This is a genomic window from Nonomuraea sp. NPDC005650, from assembly GCF_040605375.1.
Classification (GTDB): Bacteria; Actinomycetota; Actinomycetes; order Streptosporangiales; family Streptosporangiaceae; genus Nonomuraea.
On record NZ_JBEXCR010000037.1, the window covers coordinates 1 to 15,151 of the forward strand.

Here is a 15,151-nt window from a genome sequence, read left to right on the forward strand (position 1 = left end):
CCATGATTTCGGCGACGTCGGCGAGCGACCGAGCAGGATTTTCCCACATGTGCCACGCCCCGAAGGGGCCCGCTGAGTCTACTTTGTAAAGGGCGTGGGGCTGCTTCGCTCAACCTCCCGAGCGGAAACGATCAAACCCTCACCTGTCGAGGGGCTGGGTGAAGCGCAGCAGGTTGCCGGCCGGGTCGCGGAAGGCGCAGTCGCGAACGCCGTAGAACTGGTCCATCGGCTCCTGCAGCACGTCGCCGCCCGCGGAGCTGATGCGTTCGAAGGTGGCGTCGCAGTCGTCCGTCGTGAAGATGATGCCGCGGAGCATGCCTTTGGCCATCAGCTCGGCCATGGCCTGTTTGTCGGCCGGTGAGGCGTTCGGGTCGGCGAGGGGTGGTTCGAGGACGATGTTCACGTCCGGTTGCGAGGGTGATCCGACGGTCACCCAGCGCATTCCCTCGAATCCGACGTCGTTGCGTACCTCAAGGCCGAGTACGTCGCGGTAGAAGGCGATCGCCTTGTCGTGGTCGTCGACGGCGATGAAGCATTGGGAGAGCTTGAGGTGGTCCATGCCGTTCACATTACGGGGGGCGTGGTGGGGCTCGCTTCTCCGTTCCTGACGGGTCGCGTGTGGATCTTGGCTATGCAGGCCGGGATGGCGGCGCCGTCGTCGTGGTCGCGGGCGCGGTAGGTGCTGGGGCTCTCGCCGACGAGCTGGGTGAAGCGGGTGCTGAACGAGCCCAGTGACGTACAGCCGACCGCGAAGCAGACCTCGGTCACCGAGAGGTCGCCGCGTCGCAGCAGTGCTTTGGCCCGCTCGATGCGGCGGGTCATCAGGTAGCTGTAGGGGGTTTCGCCGAAGGCGGCGCGGAAGCTGCGGGAGAAGTGGCCCGGCGACATCAGGGCGTCACGCGCGAGGGCGGGGACGTCGAGCGGCTCGGCGTAGTCGCGGTCCATCCGGTCGCGGGCCCGCCGCAGCCGGACGAGGTCGTCGAGGTCCTGCCGTCTCACCTGACCAGTTTCGCACAGCGCCTGAAGTGGGCCGGAACGGTCAGGATCGGAGAAGCGCGGGTCGGCGGGTCGCGGCTAGCGTGGGTGTGACCGGCATCGACGTCGTGTGTGCGACGGTGACCGGCCTCGACAATCACCATTCGCGATTTCAGGAGTGATCATGAGCGGTTCTTCCACGCAGGGGATCAAGACCGTGCTGCATCCGGTGTCCGATCTGGCCGCCGCCAAGGCGGTGTACGCCGCGTTGCTCGGCGTCGAGCCGCAGGCGGACGGGCCGTACTACGTCGGCTTCGAGGCCGAGGGCCAGCACATCGGGCTGGTGCCGGGCGGCGGGCCGCAGGGCATGACCGGGCCGGTGGCGTACTGGCACGTCGCGGACATCGAGGCGAAGCTGGCCGAGGTGACCGCTGCCGGTGCGACGGTGAAGGACCCGGTGCGCGACGTGGGGGGCGGGCGCCTGGTGGCCACGGTGACCGACCCCGATGGCAACGTTCTCGGGCTGCTTCAGGACCGGTGAGGGGCGATCCCCGTCCGGTGGTGGGCGGGGATCGTGCCGGCCTTGCCGACGGCAACGGGCGGCTAAGGCGGAAAAAACCGACATAATGCACAAAACTGGTCAGATCGCGCCAGGCGGCGCAGGCGGCCCCACCCGACAGATGGAGACACGATGAGCCAGGCCACGCCGACGGACCCGCAGTCGCCGGCGCCGCACGCTGCCGACAGCCACGATCTGATCCGCGTGCACGGCGCCCGCGAGAACAACCTCAAAGACGTCAGCATCGAGATCCCCAAGCGCCGGCTGACGGTGTTCACCGGGGTCTCCGGCTCGGGCAAGAGCTCGCTGGTGTTCAACACGATCGCCGCGGAGTCGCAGCGGATGATCAACGAGACGTACAGCACGTTCGTGCAGGGCTTCATGCCGACGCTGGCGCGGCCCGAGGTGGACGTGCTCGACGGGCTGACGACCGCGATCATCGTCGACCAGCAGCGGCTGGGCGCCGATCCGCGCTCGACCGTCGGCACCGCCACCGACGCCAACGCGATGCTGCGCATCCTGTTCAGCCGGCTCGGGCAGCCGCACATCGGCTCGCCCAACGCCTACTCCTTCAACGTCCCCTCGGTCCGGGCCAGCGGGGCGATCACCGTCGAGCGCGGCGCCAAGAAGACGCAGGTGCAGACCTTCACCCGCACGGGCGGCATGTGCACGCGCTGCGAGGGCCGGGGCGCGGTCTCCGACATCGACCTCACCCAGCTCTACGACGACTCCAAGGCGCTGGCCGAGGGCGCATTCACCATCCCGGGCTGGAAGTCCGACAGCTTCTTCACCGTACGGGTCTACGCCGAGTCGGGCTTCCTCGACCCGCACAAGCCGATCCGCGACTTCACCAGGAAGGAGATGCAGGACTTCCTGTACCGGGAGCCGACCAAGGTCAAGGTCGAGGGCGTGAACCTCACCTACGAGGGGCTGATCCCCAAGTTCCAGAAGTCGTTCCTGTCCAAGGACCGGGAGGCGATGCAGCCGCACATCCGGGAGTTCGTGGACCGGGCGGTCACCTTCACCGCCTGCCCCGAGTGCGGCGGCACCCGGCTCAGCGAGGCGGCGCGCTCGTCGCGGATCAAGGGCGTCAACATCGCCGAGGCGTGCGCGATGCAGATCAGCGACCTGGCCGAATGGGTCCGCGGCCTGGACGAGCCGTCGGTGGCGCCGCTGCTGGCCACGCTGTTGCGGACGCTGGAGTCGTTCGTGGAGATCGGGCTGGGCTACCTGTCGCTGGAGCGGCCGTCGGGCACGCTGTCGGGCGGCGAGGCGCAGCGGGTCAAGATGATCCGCCATCTCGGCTCCTCGCTGACCGACACCACCTACGTCTTCGACGAGCCCACCATCGGCCTGCACCCCCATGACATCCAGCGGATGAACACCCTGCTGCGGCGGCTGCGGGACAAGGGCAACACGGTGCTGGTGGTGGAGCACAAGCCGGAGATGATCGCGATCGCCGACCACGTCGTCGACCTCGGGCCGGGGGCCGGTACGGCGGGCGGCAGCGTCTGCTTCGAGGGCACCGTCGAGGGGCTGCGGGCCAGCGGCACCGTCACCGGCCGCCATCTCGACGACCGGGCGGCACTAAAGAAGGCGGTCCGCACGCCCACCGGCAGGCTGGAGATCCGCGGCGCCACGGCGAACAACCTGTGCGACGTCGACGTCGACGTCCCCCTGGGGGTGCTGACGGTGGTCACCGGCGTCGCCGGCTCGGGCAAGAGCTCGCTGGTGCACGGGTCGATCCCCGCGGGCGCGGGGGTGGTCTCGATCGACCAGGGCGGGATCCGCGGCTCGCGCCGGAGCAACCCGGCGACCTACACCGGGCTGCTCGAGCCGATCCGCAAGGCGTTCGCGAAGGCCAACGGGGTCAAGCCGGCGCTGTTCAGCGCCAACTCCGAGGGCGCCTGCCCCACCTGCAACGGCGCCGGCGTCATCTACACCGACCTGGCGATGATGGCCGGTGTGTCCGCCCCGTGCGAGGAGTGCGACGGCAAGCGGTTCCAGGCCTCGGTGCTGGAGCACCGCTTCGGCGGCCGCGACATCAGCGAGGTGCTGGCGATGCCGGTGTCGGAGGCGGCGGAGTTCTTCGGCGCCGGCGAGGCGCGCACGCCGGCCGCGCACGCCATCCTCGGCCGGCTCGCCGACGTCGGGCTCGGCTATCTCAGCCTGGGCCAGCCGCTCACGACGCTGTCCGGCGGCGAGCGGCAGCGGCTCAAGCTGGCCACCCGCATGGCCGACAAGGGCGGCGTCTACGTCCTGGACGAGCCGACGACCGGCCTGCACCTGGCGGACGTGGAGCAGTTGCTCGGCCTGCTCGACCGGCTGGTCGACTCCGGCAAGTCGGTCATCGTGATCGAGCATCACCAGGCGGTCATGGCGCACGCCGACTGGATCATCGACCTCGGTCCCGGGGCGGGTCACGACGGCGGGCGGGTCGTCTTCGAGGGCACCCCGGCCGATCTGGTGGCCGCGCGCTCGACTCTCACCGGTGAGCATCTGGCGGGCTACGTGGGCGCCTGAGGCGGGCGGTTGAGGGGTGTGGCCTGGTGCCGTGCGGGTGCGGGCGGGTGAATAGACTTGTCCGACGTGACGTCCAAGCCGCGTATCCCGAATGTCCTGGCCTCCCGTTATGCCTCGCCGGAGCTGGCCCGCCTGTGGTCCCCCGAATACAAGATCATCGCTGAGCGGCGGTTGTGGCTGGCGGTGCTGCGGGCGCAGGCCGAGCTGGGGGTGGCGGTCCCGCAGGGCGCGGTCGACGACTATGAGAAGGTGGTCGAGCAGGTCGACGTCGACTCGATCGCGGCGCGTGAGCGGGTGACGCGTCACGACGTGAAGGCGCGCATCGAGGAGTTCAACGCGCTGGCCGGGCACGAGCAGGTGCACAAGGGGATGACCTCGCGCGACCTGACCGAGAACGTCGAGCAGCTGCAGATCCGCGACAGCCTGCTGCTGGTGCGCGACCGGGTGGTGGCGCTGCTGGCGCGTCTGGCGAGCCTGGCCGAGGAGCACGAGGCCACGGTGGTCTCCGGGCGTTCGCACAACGTGGCGGCGCAGGCGACCACGCTGGGCAAGCGGTTCGCGTCGGCGGCCGATGAGCTGCTGGTGGCCTACGGGCGGCTGGAGGAGCTGATCGGCCGTTACCCGCTGCGCGGGATCAAGGGCCCGGTGGGCACGGCGCAGGACATGCTCGACCTGCTGGGCGGCGATCGGGGCAAGCTGGCGGAGCTGGAGGAGCGGGTGGCCGGGCACCTGGGGTTCGCGCACCGCTTCACGAGCGTGGGGCAGGTCTATCCGCGTTCGCTGGACTTCGAGGTGGTGACGGCGCTGGTGCAGCTGGCGGCGGCGCCGTCGTCGCTGGCCAAGACGATCCGGCTGATGGCCGGGCACGAGCTGGTCACCGAGGGGTTCAAGGAGGGGCAGGTCGGCTCGTCGGCGATGCCGCACAAGATGAACACCCGTTCCTGCGAGCGCGTCAACGGCCTGGCCGTGGTGCTGCGCGGTTACGCCTCGATGGCGGGCGAGCTGGCGGGCGACCAGTGGAACGAGGGCGACGTGTCGTGCTCGGTGGTGCGGCGGGTGGCGCTGCCGGACGCGTTCTTCGCCTTCGACGGGCTGGTGGAGACGATGTTGACGGTGCTGGACGAGTTCGGCGCCTTCCCGGCGGTGATCGCGGCCGAGCTGGATCGCTACCTGCCGTTCCTGGCCACGACGAAGATGCTGATGGCGGCGGTGCGGGCCGGGGTGGGCCGGGAGACGGCGCATGAGGTGATCAAGGAGCACGCGGTGGGTGCGGCGCTGGCGATGCGCTCGCGTGGCGCCGGAAACGAGCTGCTCGACCTGCTGGCGGCCGACACCCGCTTCCCGCTGGATCGCGCCCACCTGGAGGCGCTGCTGGCCGACCGGGTCTCGTTCACCGGGGCGGCGGCCGAGCAGGTGGAGGCGGTCTCGCGGCGGGTGGGCGAGGTCGTGGCGGCGCATCCGGAGGCGGCGGCGTACCGGCCCGGCGCGATCCTGTAACGGGCTGTGACGATCCGGGAGTTACGCGACGACGCCGAGGTGCGTGCCGCGTGCGGGGACGACGACCTGCCGGTGTGGGCGGCGCAGGGGCTGCGCGGCGGCGCGCGGGCGTGGGCGCTGGGCGGGGCGGTGGTGGCCGCCGGTCCGGGGGTCTCGCGCCGGGACCGGCTGGGCGTGTGGGGCGAGCCCGCCGACGCCGTCGAGCTGGTCCGGTACGCGCTGGCCGAGCTGGGGCCCTCCTACCGGCCGTTCGGAGAGCGGGAGCTGATGCGCCAGGTGACGGCCAAGCTCGAGGTCCTGCGGGAGTCCGGGACGTTCTCCTGGATGAGCCTGCCGGTGCTGGACGGCCCGGCCGGCGACGGGGTGGGCTGGCTGGCTCCGGAGGCCGAGAGCGAGGTCGCGGCGCTGCTGGCGGTTGCCGCGCCCGACTCGTACGCGGTGCCCGGCCTGGCCGGGGTGCGTCGGTGGGCCGGGTTACGCGTCGGCGGCGAGCTGGCGGCGGTGGCGGCCGACGCCTGGTCGGCGCCCAGCGTGGGGCTGCTGGCCGGGGTGGCCACCAGGGCGGCCCTGCGGGGGCGGGGCCTGGCCGATCGGGTGTGCCGGTGGGCCTCGCGGGAGCTGCTGGCCGGCCACGGGCGGGCGGCGCTGATGGTGGACGACGCCAACGTGGCGGCGGTCACGGTCTACGAGCGGATCGGCTACCGGCGCCGGCGGGTGCTGGCCGCGCGCGTGGCCGGGTGAGGCGCCGGCCGAGGCGGGCACGCCATCCTGGCCGGCGGAAAATTCGGGTGAGGTTCGGGCGGCGCTGGGGCAGAGTTGACGGCGTGATGTCCGATTTTGTACCTGGTATTGAGTTGTCCCGCGCCTTCTACGGCGAGGTGGTGGCGCCTTTGGTGTCCGGGGTCGCGCACAGTGCCGCGTTGATCGGGCCGGGGTCGGAGGTGCTGGAGTTCGACACGGCCCGCTCGGCCGACCATGACTGGGGGCCGCGGGTGCTGGTGTTCGTGGCGGCCGGGACCGCGCCCGAGGTGGTGGCCGAGGTGCGGGCGAAGGTGGAGGCGGGCCTGCCGGAGCGTTTCGGCGGTTTTCCGACCGTGTTCGGCTACCACGGCAGCGTGCAGCCCGGGGTGGCGGTGACGGAGCTGGGGTCGTGGCTGGTGGGCCGGCTGGGGTTCGATCCGCGTGCGGGGGTGTCGCTGCTGGACTGGTTGTCGGCGCCGTGGCAGAGCCTGGCCGAGGTGACACGGGGCGAGGTGTTCCACGACGGGCTGGAGGCCGCCGTTCCCGGGGGCGGGCTGGAGACGGCCCGGGCGGCGTTGCGCTGGTATCCGGAGGATGTGTGGCGGTATGTGCTGGCGTGTCAGTGGCGGCGGATCGCCCAGGAGGAGCCGTTTCCTGGCCGGTGCGGCGAGGTGGGCGATGAGCTGGGCTCTGCGGTGGTGGGGGCGCGGCTGGCGCGGGAGGTGATGCGGCTGGCATTGCTGTTGCGGCGCCGCTACCCGCCGTACGCGAAATGGCTGGGCAGCGCGCTGGCGCGCATGCCGGGTTCGACGGAGCTGGGGGAGTTCCTGGGGACGGCGCTGGCGGCGCGCTCCTGGCGGGAGCGGCAGGAGGGGCTGTCGGGGGCGTACGCGCGGGTGGCGGCGCTGCAGAACCGGATGGGGCTGGCCGAACGGCTGGACGAGCGGGTGCGGGGGTTCTTCGACCGGCCGTTCGAGGTGATCGGCGGGGACCGGTTCGTGCAGGCGTTGCTGGAGTCGGTGTCGGATCCGGTGATCAAGGGGTTGCCGGTGGTGGGGTGCGTGGATCAGCTGTCGGATTCGACGGACCTGCTGATGGTGCCGGGGCGGGCGCGGGCGCTGACGGCGGCGACCCTCGGACTCGAAGCTTATTGATCTACGTTGTAAAGGGCGAGGGTGGTTACAAGATCATTTTCACACTCGACAATCACAAACCGACAAGGGAGATGACCAGCTCCTCCACGCGGATGCGCCAGGCGTCGAGGGTGGTGGTGTCGCCGGTGTGGGTGACGATGAGCCGGGCTCCTTGGCCGGTGCCCTGGGTGAGCTCCCAGCGGACGGGGCCGGTGGGTGTGTCGTATTCGAGGAGTTTGGCGGTTTCGGCGCGGGTGACCGGGCCGGGCTGGAGGCCGGGTGCGGTGAAGGGGGTGGGCGGGGGGTCGCCGATGGTGGCGTCCTGGCCGCCCAGGAGGTGCCAGGCGTCTTCGGCGGGGCGGGTGAGCTGGCGTTCGACGCGTGTGTCGCCGTTGTGGGCAGTGGCGGGGACGAGGCCGAGGATGGCGACGTAGTCCTCGTGGAGGCGGGCGAGTTCGGCGGGTTGTGTGTCGTTGGGGTGCTGGACGGGGCGTTGGTCGAGGATGTTGAGCAGGGCCATGAGGCAGATGTGCCAGCCGGAGGCGAAGCTGGCGGCGCCGTGGTGGTCGGTGAAGGTGTGGGTCAAGGTGAGGATGCTGGCGTGGGGGCCGTCGGGGTGGATTTCCCAGCGGAGTTCGTCGGCGCCCCAGGTGTGGGCGTAGAGGTGGGGTGGGTTGTTCTCGGTGATGTGGCCGTCGGGTCCGAAGCCGTAGCTGATGTGGTCGCCGTCGATGGTGATGTCGGCGGGGAACCAGTGGGCGAGGTGTTCGGGCCGGGTGATGGCGCGCCAGACTTTTTCGGGTGGGTGGGGGAGGCGGCGTTGCATGCGCAGGGTGGTGCGGCCGTCGGGGTGGATGGTGAGGTTTTCGTTCATCGCTCGTCGTCTTCCATGGTGTCGAGGTGGTGTTCGAGGCGGTCGAGGCTGTGGTTCCAGAGTTTGCGGTAGGGGGTGAGCCAGGCGTCGATTTCGGCGAGGGGGGCGGGGCGGAGTTCGTACCAGCGGCGTTGGGCGTCTTTGCGGACGGTGACGAGGCCGGCTTCGCGGAGGACTCGCAGGTGTTTGGAGGTGCCGGGTTGGGTGAGGCCGAGATGGGTGGTGAGTTCGCTGACGAGGCGGGGGCGTTGGAGGAGGAGGTCGAGGATGTGGCGGCGGGCGGGTTCTGCCAGCACGTCGAAGCGCATGGTTCGTTAACATACCCGCTCAGCTATATACCCGCAAGGGCATGTATGGGGGGTGGACTCTCCCTCGGTGGGAGGGTCCATGCTGGTGGGCGTGGACGAGGAGTTGCTGCCGATAGGGCAGTTCGCCCGGTTGGGGCGGTTGAGTGTGAAGCAGTTGCGTCACTATGACGAGCTGGGGTTGTTGCCGCCGGCGTATGTGGATGCGGTGACGGGTTATCGCTATTACCGGGCGTCGCAGGCTCGGGTGGCGTTGTCGATCGGGTTGTTGCGGTCGCTGGATGTGCCGCTGGCGGTGGTGGGTGAGGTGTTGTCGGGCGGGGCGCGGGCGCTGGAGGGGGTTCGGGAGGAGCTGGAGGCGGAGTTGGCGCGGCGGCGTCGGACGCTGGCGTCGCTGGAGCGGGTGATGGCGCAGGGGTTGCCGTCGGCGCCGGTGCGGGTGGTGGAGGAGCCGGCGGTGCGGGTGGCGGTGGTGGCCGAGCGGGCGGCGGGTTCTGAGGATGTGGGGCGGGCGACGTCGCTGGCGGTGTCGCGGCTGGTGGGGCTGGTGGGTGGTGGTCCTGTTCGGTTGATCGGGTTGTTCCCGGTGGACTTCGGTGAGGTGTTCGATGTGGAGGCCGCCGCGGTGCTGGGGGAGGGGGAGTCGGGTGGGGGTGCGCAGGTGCGGGTGCTGCCGGGGGGCAGGTTCGCGTGTGCGACGCATGTGGGGCCTTATGACCAGATTTCGCTGACGGCGCATGCGGTGCTGGCCTGGTGTGCCGAGCGGCGGTGTTCGGTGCGGGGGCCGATGCGGGAGGTGTATGTGTCGGATCCGGCGGTGACCTCGCCTGAGCTTCTTGTCACGCATCTGATGATCTGTTTGGAGGAGTCATGAATCCTGAGCTGGCTACGTACGGTCCGGTGACCTGCCTGAACGTGACGGGCATGGGCGAGCCGGGCGGCGGTGAGCACCTGTCGGCCATCGGCGCGCTGTATGCGGTGGCGGCGGGGATGGGTGGTGCGGCGGGGCCGTTGGAGGGGTTGTGGTGGGCGGAGGATGAGCGGCCGGGGTTGGAGGTGCCGCGGGAGTTGTGGCGCTGGCATCTGCTGCTGCCGTTGGCGGGGGTGCCGGAGGCGGGGCTGGTGGAGCGGGCGCGGGAGGCGGCCCGGCCGGCGGTGAGGTCGTCGGGGGCGGCGGTGGATCGGGTGCGGGTGGCGACGTTCACGGAGGGGGAGTGTGTGGAGGTGCTGCATGTGGGTCCCTACAGTGAGGAGCATCGGTCGCTGGCGGTGTTGGAGGCGTTCATGGCCGAGCGGGGGTTGGTGGCCAATGGGCCGCATCATGAGGTGTATCTGACGCCGTTCGATGATCCGCGGCCGCGTACGGTGCTGCGGCAGCCGGTGCGTCGGGGGGCTGTCTGAGCTGTGGTGGGCTGGTGGGCCGGGGTTGGCATGGCGGTGGCGGCCGTTCGGGCGCGGTTGGGGCGCGGGAGATGTTCATGACCAGGCAGGCGGATTTCAAGCGGCGGGTGCGTGCCCGGATGGCCAGGACCGGTGAGTCGTACGCGGTGGCGCGGCAGCGGCTGCTGGGTGGGCAGGGTGCCCCGGCTGAGGAGTGGATGGCGCAGGCCCTGCACATCAGCAACGGTGACAGCACCGATCTGGCGGGGACGGGGCTGGCCCGGCGGGTGGTGTATTGGCGGGACGTGCTGCATGAGGGGCCGGTGCCGGCGGTGGGGCCTGCGGAGTTGCGGCAGGTGCGGGCGGCGTTCCTGGCGGGGGCGGGTGCGGCTGAGCGTGCGGAGGGGTTGCGCATGTTCGTGGAGCGTGACGCCGCCGTGGAGGCCAACCGGGATGGGGAGTACGTGCTGTGGTTCGAGGCCGACCTGTATGACCAGTTGCAGATCGTGGAGGTTCTGGCCCGGCTGGCCGGGTTGGGGGTGCCGGCTGAGCGGGTCACGTTGATCTGTATCGGGGAGCATCCTGGGATCGCCCGGTTCGGTGGGCTGGGGCAGTTGCGTGCCGAGCAGTTGCGGGAGTTGCCGGCGACGCGGGCGTGTGCGCGGCTCACGCCGGCGGCGCTGGAGTTGGCGACGCGGGCGTGGGCGGCTTTCCGGGCGCCGACGCCGCGGGGGTTACCTGCTGTGGCGGCGGCGCGTTCGGGTGAGTTGCGTTTTGTGGGGGAGGCTTTCGAGCGGTTGTGCCGGGAGTATCCGTCGACGCGTGATGGGTTGTCGCTGACCGAGCGGCGGGTGCTGGCCGCGGTGGCGGCTGCGGGGTCGGAGGAGGAGGCGGGTGCCGGGGAGGTGTTCGTGCGGGCTTCGGCCCGTGAGGCGCGCCCGTTTCTGGGGGATACGTGGTGTTTTTCGGTGATGGAGCGGCTGGCGCGGGCGGAGTGCCCGCTGCTGGAGGTGCGGCCCGCGGATGGCCGGGTGGGGCGGGGCACGGTGCTGCGGCTGACGGGTGCGGGTGCGCGGGTGCTGGCGGGGCAGGAGGATCATGTGCGGTTGAACGGGGTCGACCGCTGGATCGGCGGGGTGCGGTTGAGCGGGCGGGATGTGCGGTGGCGGTGGGATGAGGGGCGGGAGGCTTTGACGGTCTGAGGACTACCCGCGTACCGGACATAGGTACCTATATAGGTATTTTTCACCTCTTCTTGGGGGTGTGATGTGCGGCACGTTGGAAGCGTACGGAAAAGCAGCTGGATGCCAGGAATGGAGGAACCAGCACCATGTGCACACATCAGCCTCCCTGTCCTCCTGCGGACTCCCCCGCCCACCAGGCCGCACGCCTGATCGCCTACCACCCCGAACAGGGATGGGGACTGCTGTGCAACGGGGTCGTCTTCTTCGACGACACGGGCGAACTCCTGCCCGACGGCCGCAGCGTCGTACCCGCCCTGGAACGCGCGGCATGAGCGCCGTCCTGGCGTCGTGGACGTTCACGCCCCAGGAACGCTCGGTGGGCCGGGCCCGGCGCGCGGCGCGCGCCCAGCTCGCCGAGTGGGGGCTGCAGCCCGCCTGCGACTTCGCCGAACTGCTGATCAGCGAGCTGGTCACCAACGCGGTCCGGCACGCGCGCGGCCTGGTGCGCATGAGCCTGTCGGCCGCCGACGGGCTGCTGCGCTGCGAGGTCGAGGACGACAGCCCGATGCCGCCCCGGGCGCGGGCCGCCCGCCGCGACGAGGAGGGCTCGCGCGGGCTGCTGCTGGTGGAGGTCCTGTCGTCCGGCTGGGGCAGCGTCCCCACCGGCACGGGCAAGGTCGTGTGGTTCGAGCTGCCCGTGCCGGCCCTGGTCCATGCGTGAACACCGGCCGGCGCGGCTACCGCGGCGCGTACAGCCACGGGTCGCGCAGCTCGAAGAAGTCCGGGTCCCCGGCCAACAGCTCACCGATCGCGGGCGGCCGCGCCGCCTCCGCGCTGGTGAAGTACACGGTCTCCAGGTAGCCGCCGTCCCCGTACAGCGCGGCGGTGCCGCCGATGAGGTCCGGCCGCAAGGCCGCCAGCCCATCCTGCCTGCGCCGGACGAGCTCGCGCACCCGCCCGGGCTCGCGCAGCCTGCCCTGCGTCACCTGGACGAACCCCGCCGCGTCCGACCCTCCGCCCAGGTATTCGAACACCTCGTCGCAGTCGAGGAAGCTCACCTCTCCGGCGAACAGCTTCGCGGTCTCGATCCACCACTGCCCCTGCTCGGGCCGGTCGCTGTTGCGGCGGGCCGCCGACCGGGTGGCGAAGCGGGCGACGCCGACGAACAGGCCGTCGCCGGTGACGCCTGCCGTGGTGCCCAGCCAGCCCTCGGCCCGGGGCGAAAGCTCGCGCGCCCACCACTCCAACGCCTCGCGCACGTCGCCGGCGCCGATCGCCCGGCCCTGGATGACCTGGATGAACATGGCTCGCCCCTCTCCTTCCCTCCACGCTAGGAGCGCCCGCCCGTCAAGGTCGAGACGCCGTTGCACCATGCGATGGCCAAAACTTGTTGTGGGTTCTTGACCGTGCTCGTCTGGGATAACGGCCGGGACATAACCTGGGGGCGACGACGTGGGATGCGGGCCGACGGCAGCGCCGGCCGCGTCGCGGAAGGCGCCAATGACAGCGGTGACTGCCAGCACCTACGGAGGGCGGCCCAACGGCGGGCTGCCGGCCGAGGTGACGAGTTTCGTGGGGCGTCGGCACGAGGTGGCCGAGGTCAAACGGCTGCTGTCCGCCTCCAGGGCGGTCACGTTGACCGGCATGGGCGGCGTCGGCAAGACCCGCCTGGCGATCCGGGTCGGCCAGGACGTGCGGCGGGCCTTTCGCGACGGGGTGTGGCTGGTGGAGCTGGCCGACCTGGACGGCCCCGCCCTGCTGGCCCAGACCGTGGCCGAGGCGCTGGAGATCCGCGACCACACCGGCGACACCCCGATGGGGGTGCTGACCTGCCACCTGCGCGACAAGCAGGCGCTGCTGATCCTGGACAACTGCGAGCACATGATCGCCGAGTGCGCCGTGCTGAGCGAGGCGCTGCTGCGGGCGGCGCCCGATCTGCGGGTGCTGGCCACCAGCCGGCAGGCGATGGGCATCGCCGGCGAGCAGGCGGTGCCCGTGGCGCCGCTGCCGCTGCCGGACCTGGAGGTGCCGCTGGAGACGCTGGTGCGCCAGGACGCGGTGCGGCTGTTCGCCGAACGCGCCCGCGCGGTCCTGCCGTCCTTCACCGTCGCGCAGGACAACCGGGAGGTCGTCACCCGCATCGTGCGCCTGCTGGACGGGCTGCCGCTGGCGATCGAGCTGGCGGCGGTGCGCTTGCGGGCCCTGTCGGCCGGGCAGCTGCTCGACCGGCTCGACGACCGGTTCCGCCTGCTGACCGGCGGGTCCAGGGCGGTGCTGCCCCGCCATCAGACGCTGCGGGCCCTGATCGATTGGAGTTACGCGCTATGTTCGCACGAAGAACGCCTGCTGTGGGAGCGGGCCTCGGTGTTCGCGGGGGGCCTGGACCTGGAGGCGGCCGAGGCGGTGTGCGGCCAGGACGGGATCGACCCGCAGGACGTGGTCGACCTGGTGATCGGCCTGGTGGACAAGTCCGTGCTGATTCGAGAAGACCATCCGGGCGGCGTGCGCTACCGGATGCTGGAGACGCTGCGGCAGTACGGTCGCGAACGGCTCACGGACTCCGGCTGCGAGTCCGGCCTGCAGCGACGGCACCGCAGTTATTACCGCGACCTTGCGGCGCGGGCCAGGGCGGAGCTGTTCGGGCCCGGCCAGGTGGCCTGGTTCGCCCGGCTCAAGCGCGAGCATGCCAACCTGCGGGCCGCCCTGGACAGCTGGCTGAGCACCCCGGGCGAGGCCCGCGAGGGGCTGAGCATGGCCGGCGACCTGCTGTATCACTGGATCACCAGTTATTACCTGGCTGAGGGCCGCGGCTGGCTGGAGCAGGCGCTGGCCGCCGACACCGAGCCCAGCCAGGTACGGGCCCGCGCGCTGTGGGCCGGCAGCTGGCTGGCGATCATCCAGGCCGACATCCCGGCCGCCACGGCTCTGCTGGAGGACAGCCGGCGGCTCGGCGACAAACTCGACGACGAGCCGGTCCTGGCCTACGTGGCCCTGTTCTGCGGAATGGTGGCCATGTACGAGGGGCGAACGGAAGCCGCGATCGAGCTATACAGGGACGCCCTTGCCCGCCACCGCCGTACCGGCGACCCGGTCGGGATCGCGCTGTCGCTCATCCGGCTGACGCTCGCCCACTCGTTCCTGGGTGACTCCTCGGCCGCCGTCGCGGCGGGCGAGGAGTGCCTGGCCGAGTGCGAGGCCAGCGGGGAGGGCTGGCACAAGGCGTACACGATGATGGCGCTGGGCGTGCAGGTGTGGCGGCAGGGGGACCTGGAGCGGGCCACCGAGTTGGAGAAGCAGAGCCTGGGCTTCAACCGGGCGCTGGGCGATCCGCTGGGTTCCGGCGTCAACATCGAGGTGCTGGCCTGGATCGCGGCCAGTCAGGGCCGCCACCAGCGGGCCGCGCGTCTGCTGGGCGTTCTGGAGACCATGTGGAGCTGCGCCGGGGCGCCGCTGTCGGGGTTCGGGCATCTGGCCCGCTATCACCGGGAGTGTGAGGCGGCGATGCGCGAGGCGCTGGGGGAGGCGGCGTTCGAGTCGGCCGTGCGGCGTGGGGCCCGCCTGTCGCCGGAGGAGGCTCTGGCCTACGCGCTGGAGGAGGACAAGCCCGAGCAGGCGGCCAAGCAGCGGGGGCAGGCGGCGCCGCTGACGCGCCGGGAGAGGGAGATCGCCGAGCTGGTCGCCCAGGGGATGACGAACAAGGAGATCGCGGCGTCCTTGGTGATCGCGCAGCGGACCGCAGAGGGGCACATCGAGCACATCCTGGCCAAGCTGGGGTTCAACTCGCGGGCGCAGATCGCGGTGTGGGTGGGGGAGCGGGCGCGCGCCGACGGGCACTGAGGGGGTACTGGGGGGCCGGAACCGGCTTCAGGGGCCAGGCCGGTTCGCGGCCGTCTTGTGTGGTGTCAGTACGGCAGGGGCCGCCCTGACGGGGTCCGCAGGTCCACACCCTGAGCGGGGCGGCGGGTGGGCCGCTTGGAGAC

At 71.2% G+C, this 15,151-nt stretch carries 16 protein-coding genes; 11 read left to right on the plus strand and 5 right to left on the minus strand.

The window, feature by feature from the left end:
* Window positions 1–139 precede the first annotated feature (139 nt).
* Both ABZS69_RS46705 and ABZS69_RS46710 read right to left on the minus strand, forming a co-directional pair.
* Window positions 140–559, minus strand: a complete 420-nt coding sequence (locus tag ABZS69_RS46705) for a VOC family protein (protein WP_355384955.1) — start codon at window positions 557–559, stop codon at window positions 140–142.
* 5 nt (window positions 560–564) lie between these two features.
* Window positions 565–945, minus strand: a complete 381-nt coding sequence (locus tag ABZS69_RS46710) for a helix-turn-helix transcriptional regulator (protein ID WP_355385418.1) — start codon at window positions 943–945, stop codon at window positions 565–567.
* Window positions 946–1,159: 214 nt separating this feature from the next.
* Here ABZS69_RS46710 and ABZS69_RS46715 point away from each other — a divergent pair, with 214 nt between their 5' ends.
* From ABZS69_RS46715 to ABZS69_RS46735, 5 genes are all read left to right on the plus strand, one after another.
* Entirely contained in the window at window positions 1,160–1,516 is a 357-nt protein-coding gene (locus ABZS69_RS46715) for a VOC family protein (RefSeq protein ID WP_355384958.1), read from the plus strand.
* Between the two features lie 150 nt (window positions 1,517–1,666).
* Window positions 1,667–4,057, plus strand: a complete 2,391-nt coding sequence (locus ABZS69_RS46720; RefSeq protein WP_355384961.1) for an excinuclease ABC subunit UvrA — start codon at window positions 1,667–1,669, stop codon at window positions 4,055–4,057.
* 66 nt (window positions 4,058–4,123) lie between these two features.
* A complete protein-coding gene (purB, locus tag ABZS69_RS46725; protein WP_355384964.1) occupies window positions 4,124–5,554 on the plus strand; it encodes an adenylosuccinate lyase in 1,431 nt (476 codons plus the stop codon).
* A 6-nt stretch (window positions 5,555–5,560) separates the two neighbouring features.
* Window positions 5,561–6,295: a GNAT family N-acetyltransferase gene (locus ABZS69_RS46730; protein ID WP_355384967.1), complete on the plus strand. Its 735-nt coding sequence runs from the start codon at window positions 5,561–5,563 to the stop codon at window positions 6,293–6,295.
* 86 nt (window positions 6,296–6,381) lie between these two features.
* Complete coding sequence (locus tag ABZS69_RS46735) at window positions 6,382–7,449, plus strand: DUF4037 domain-containing protein (protein ID WP_355384970.1); 1,068 nt, start codon at window positions 6,382–6,384, stop codon at window positions 7,447–7,449.
* Window positions 7,450–7,501: 52 nt separating this feature from the next.
* Here the strand turns inward: ABZS69_RS46735 and ABZS69_RS46740 are convergent, their stop codons facing one another.
* Window positions 7,502–8,302 (minus strand): SRPBCC domain-containing protein, encoded by an 801-nt coding sequence (locus tag ABZS69_RS46740; RefSeq protein ID WP_355384973.1) that lies wholly within the window; start codon window positions 8,300–8,302, stop codon window positions 7,502–7,504.
* On the minus strand, window positions 8,299–8,610 hold the full coding sequence (locus ABZS69_RS46745; RefSeq protein ID WP_355384976.1) for a metalloregulator ArsR/SmtB family transcription factor: 312 nt from the start codon (window positions 8,608–8,610) through the stop codon (window positions 8,299–8,301). The genes ABZS69_RS46740 and ABZS69_RS46745 overlap by 4 nt, the downstream gene beginning before the upstream one ends.
* A 79-nt stretch (window positions 8,611–8,689) precedes the next feature.
* Here ABZS69_RS46745 and ABZS69_RS46750 point away from each other — a divergent pair, with 79 nt between their 5' ends.
* The 5 genes from ABZS69_RS46750 to ABZS69_RS46770 all read left to right on the plus strand — a co-directional run bounded on the left by ABZS69_RS46750 (window position 8,690) and on the right by ABZS69_RS46770 (window position 11,892).
* Window positions 8,690–9,481: a MerR family transcriptional regulator gene (locus ABZS69_RS46750; protein ID WP_355384979.1), complete on the plus strand. Its 792-nt coding sequence runs from the start codon at window positions 8,690–8,692 to the stop codon at window positions 9,479–9,481.
* On the plus strand, window positions 9,478–10,008 hold the full coding sequence (locus ABZS69_RS46755; protein ID WP_355384982.1) for a hypothetical protein: 531 nt from the start codon (window positions 9,478–9,480) through the stop codon (window positions 10,006–10,008). Before ABZS69_RS46750 ends, ABZS69_RS46755 begins: the two co-directional genes overlap by 4 nt.
* 77 nt (window positions 10,009–10,085) lie before the next feature.
* Window positions 10,086–11,189: a hypothetical protein gene (locus ABZS69_RS46760; protein ID WP_355384985.1), complete on the plus strand. Its 1,104-nt coding sequence runs from the start codon at window positions 10,086–10,088 to the stop codon at window positions 11,187–11,189.
* A 128-nt stretch (window positions 11,190–11,317) separates the two neighbouring features.
* Complete coding sequence (locus ABZS69_RS46765; RefSeq protein ID WP_355384988.1) at window positions 11,318–11,503, plus strand: DUF5999 family protein; 186 nt, start codon at window positions 11,318–11,320, stop codon at window positions 11,501–11,503.
* Window positions 11,500–11,892 (plus strand): ATP-binding protein, encoded by a 393-nt coding sequence (locus ABZS69_RS46770; protein WP_355384990.1) that lies wholly within the window; start codon window positions 11,500–11,502, stop codon window positions 11,890–11,892. The genes ABZS69_RS46765 and ABZS69_RS46770 overlap by 4 nt, the downstream gene beginning before the upstream one ends.
* A 16-nt stretch (window positions 11,893–11,908) precedes the next feature.
* Here ABZS69_RS46770 and ABZS69_RS46775 read toward each other — a convergent pair whose 3' ends face one another.
* Window positions 11,909–12,475: a hypothetical protein gene (locus tag ABZS69_RS46775; protein ID WP_355384993.1), complete on the minus strand. Its 567-nt coding sequence runs from the start codon at window positions 12,473–12,475 to the stop codon at window positions 11,909–11,911.
* 205 nt (window positions 12,476–12,680) lie between these two features.
* Between ABZS69_RS46775 and ABZS69_RS46780 the strand changes: the two genes are divergently transcribed.
* Entirely contained in the window at window positions 12,681–15,008 is a 2,328-nt protein-coding gene (locus ABZS69_RS46780) for a LuxR C-terminal-related transcriptional regulator (RefSeq protein WP_355384996.1), read from the plus strand.
* Window positions 15,009–15,151: the final 143 nt, after the last annotated feature.

What these genes read in the sequence shown, in the direction of transcription:
- ABZS69_RS46705 (WP_355384955.1), bottom strand. Translation starts at nt 559, where the DNA reads ATGGACCACCTCAAGCTCTCCCAATGCTTCATCGCCGTCGACGACCAC.
- ABZS69_RS46710 (WP_355385418.1), bottom strand. Translation starts at nt 945, where the DNA reads ATGGACCGCGACTACGCCGAGCCGCTCGACGTCCCCGCCCTCGCGCGT.
- ABZS69_RS46715 (WP_355384958.1), top strand. Translation starts at nt 1,160, where the DNA reads ATGAGCGGTTCTTCCACGCAGGGGATCAAGACCGTGCTGCATCCGGTG.
- ABZS69_RS46720 (WP_355384961.1), top strand. Translation starts at nt 1,667, where the DNA reads ATGAGCCAGGCCACGCCGACGGACCCGCAGTCGCCGGCGCCGCACGCT.
- ABZS69_RS46735 (WP_355384970.1), top strand. Translation starts at nt 6,382, where the DNA reads ATGTCCGATTTTGTACCTGGTATTGAGTTGTCCCGCGCCTTCTACGGC.
- ABZS69_RS46740 (WP_355384973.1), bottom strand. Translation starts at nt 8,302, where the DNA reads ATGAACGAAAACCTCACCATCCACCCCGACGGCCGCACCACCCTGCGC.
- ABZS69_RS46745 (WP_355384976.1), bottom strand. Translation starts at nt 8,610, where the DNA reads ATGCGCTTCGACGTGCTGGCAGAACCCGCCCGCCGCCACATCCTCGAC.
- ABZS69_RS46750 (WP_355384979.1), top strand. Translation starts at nt 8,690, where the DNA reads ATGCTGGTGGGCGTGGACGAGGAGTTGCTGCCGATAGGGCAGTTCGCC.
- ABZS69_RS46755 (WP_355384982.1), top strand. Translation starts at nt 9,478, where the DNA reads ATGAATCCTGAGCTGGCTACGTACGGTCCGGTGACCTGCCTGAACGTG.
- ABZS69_RS46760 (WP_355384985.1), top strand. Translation starts at nt 10,086, where the DNA reads ATGACCAGGCAGGCGGATTTCAAGCGGCGGGTGCGTGCCCGGATGGCC.
- ABZS69_RS46765 (WP_355384988.1), top strand. Translation starts at nt 11,318, where the DNA reads ATGTGCACACATCAGCCTCCCTGTCCTCCTGCGGACTCCCCCGCCCAC.
- ABZS69_RS46770 (WP_355384990.1), top strand. Translation starts at nt 11,500, where the DNA reads ATGAGCGCCGTCCTGGCGTCGTGGACGTTCACGCCCCAGGAACGCTCG.
- ABZS69_RS46775 (WP_355384993.1), bottom strand. Translation starts at nt 12,475, where the DNA reads ATGTTCATCCAGGTCATCCAGGGCCGGGCGATCGGCGCCGGCGACGTG.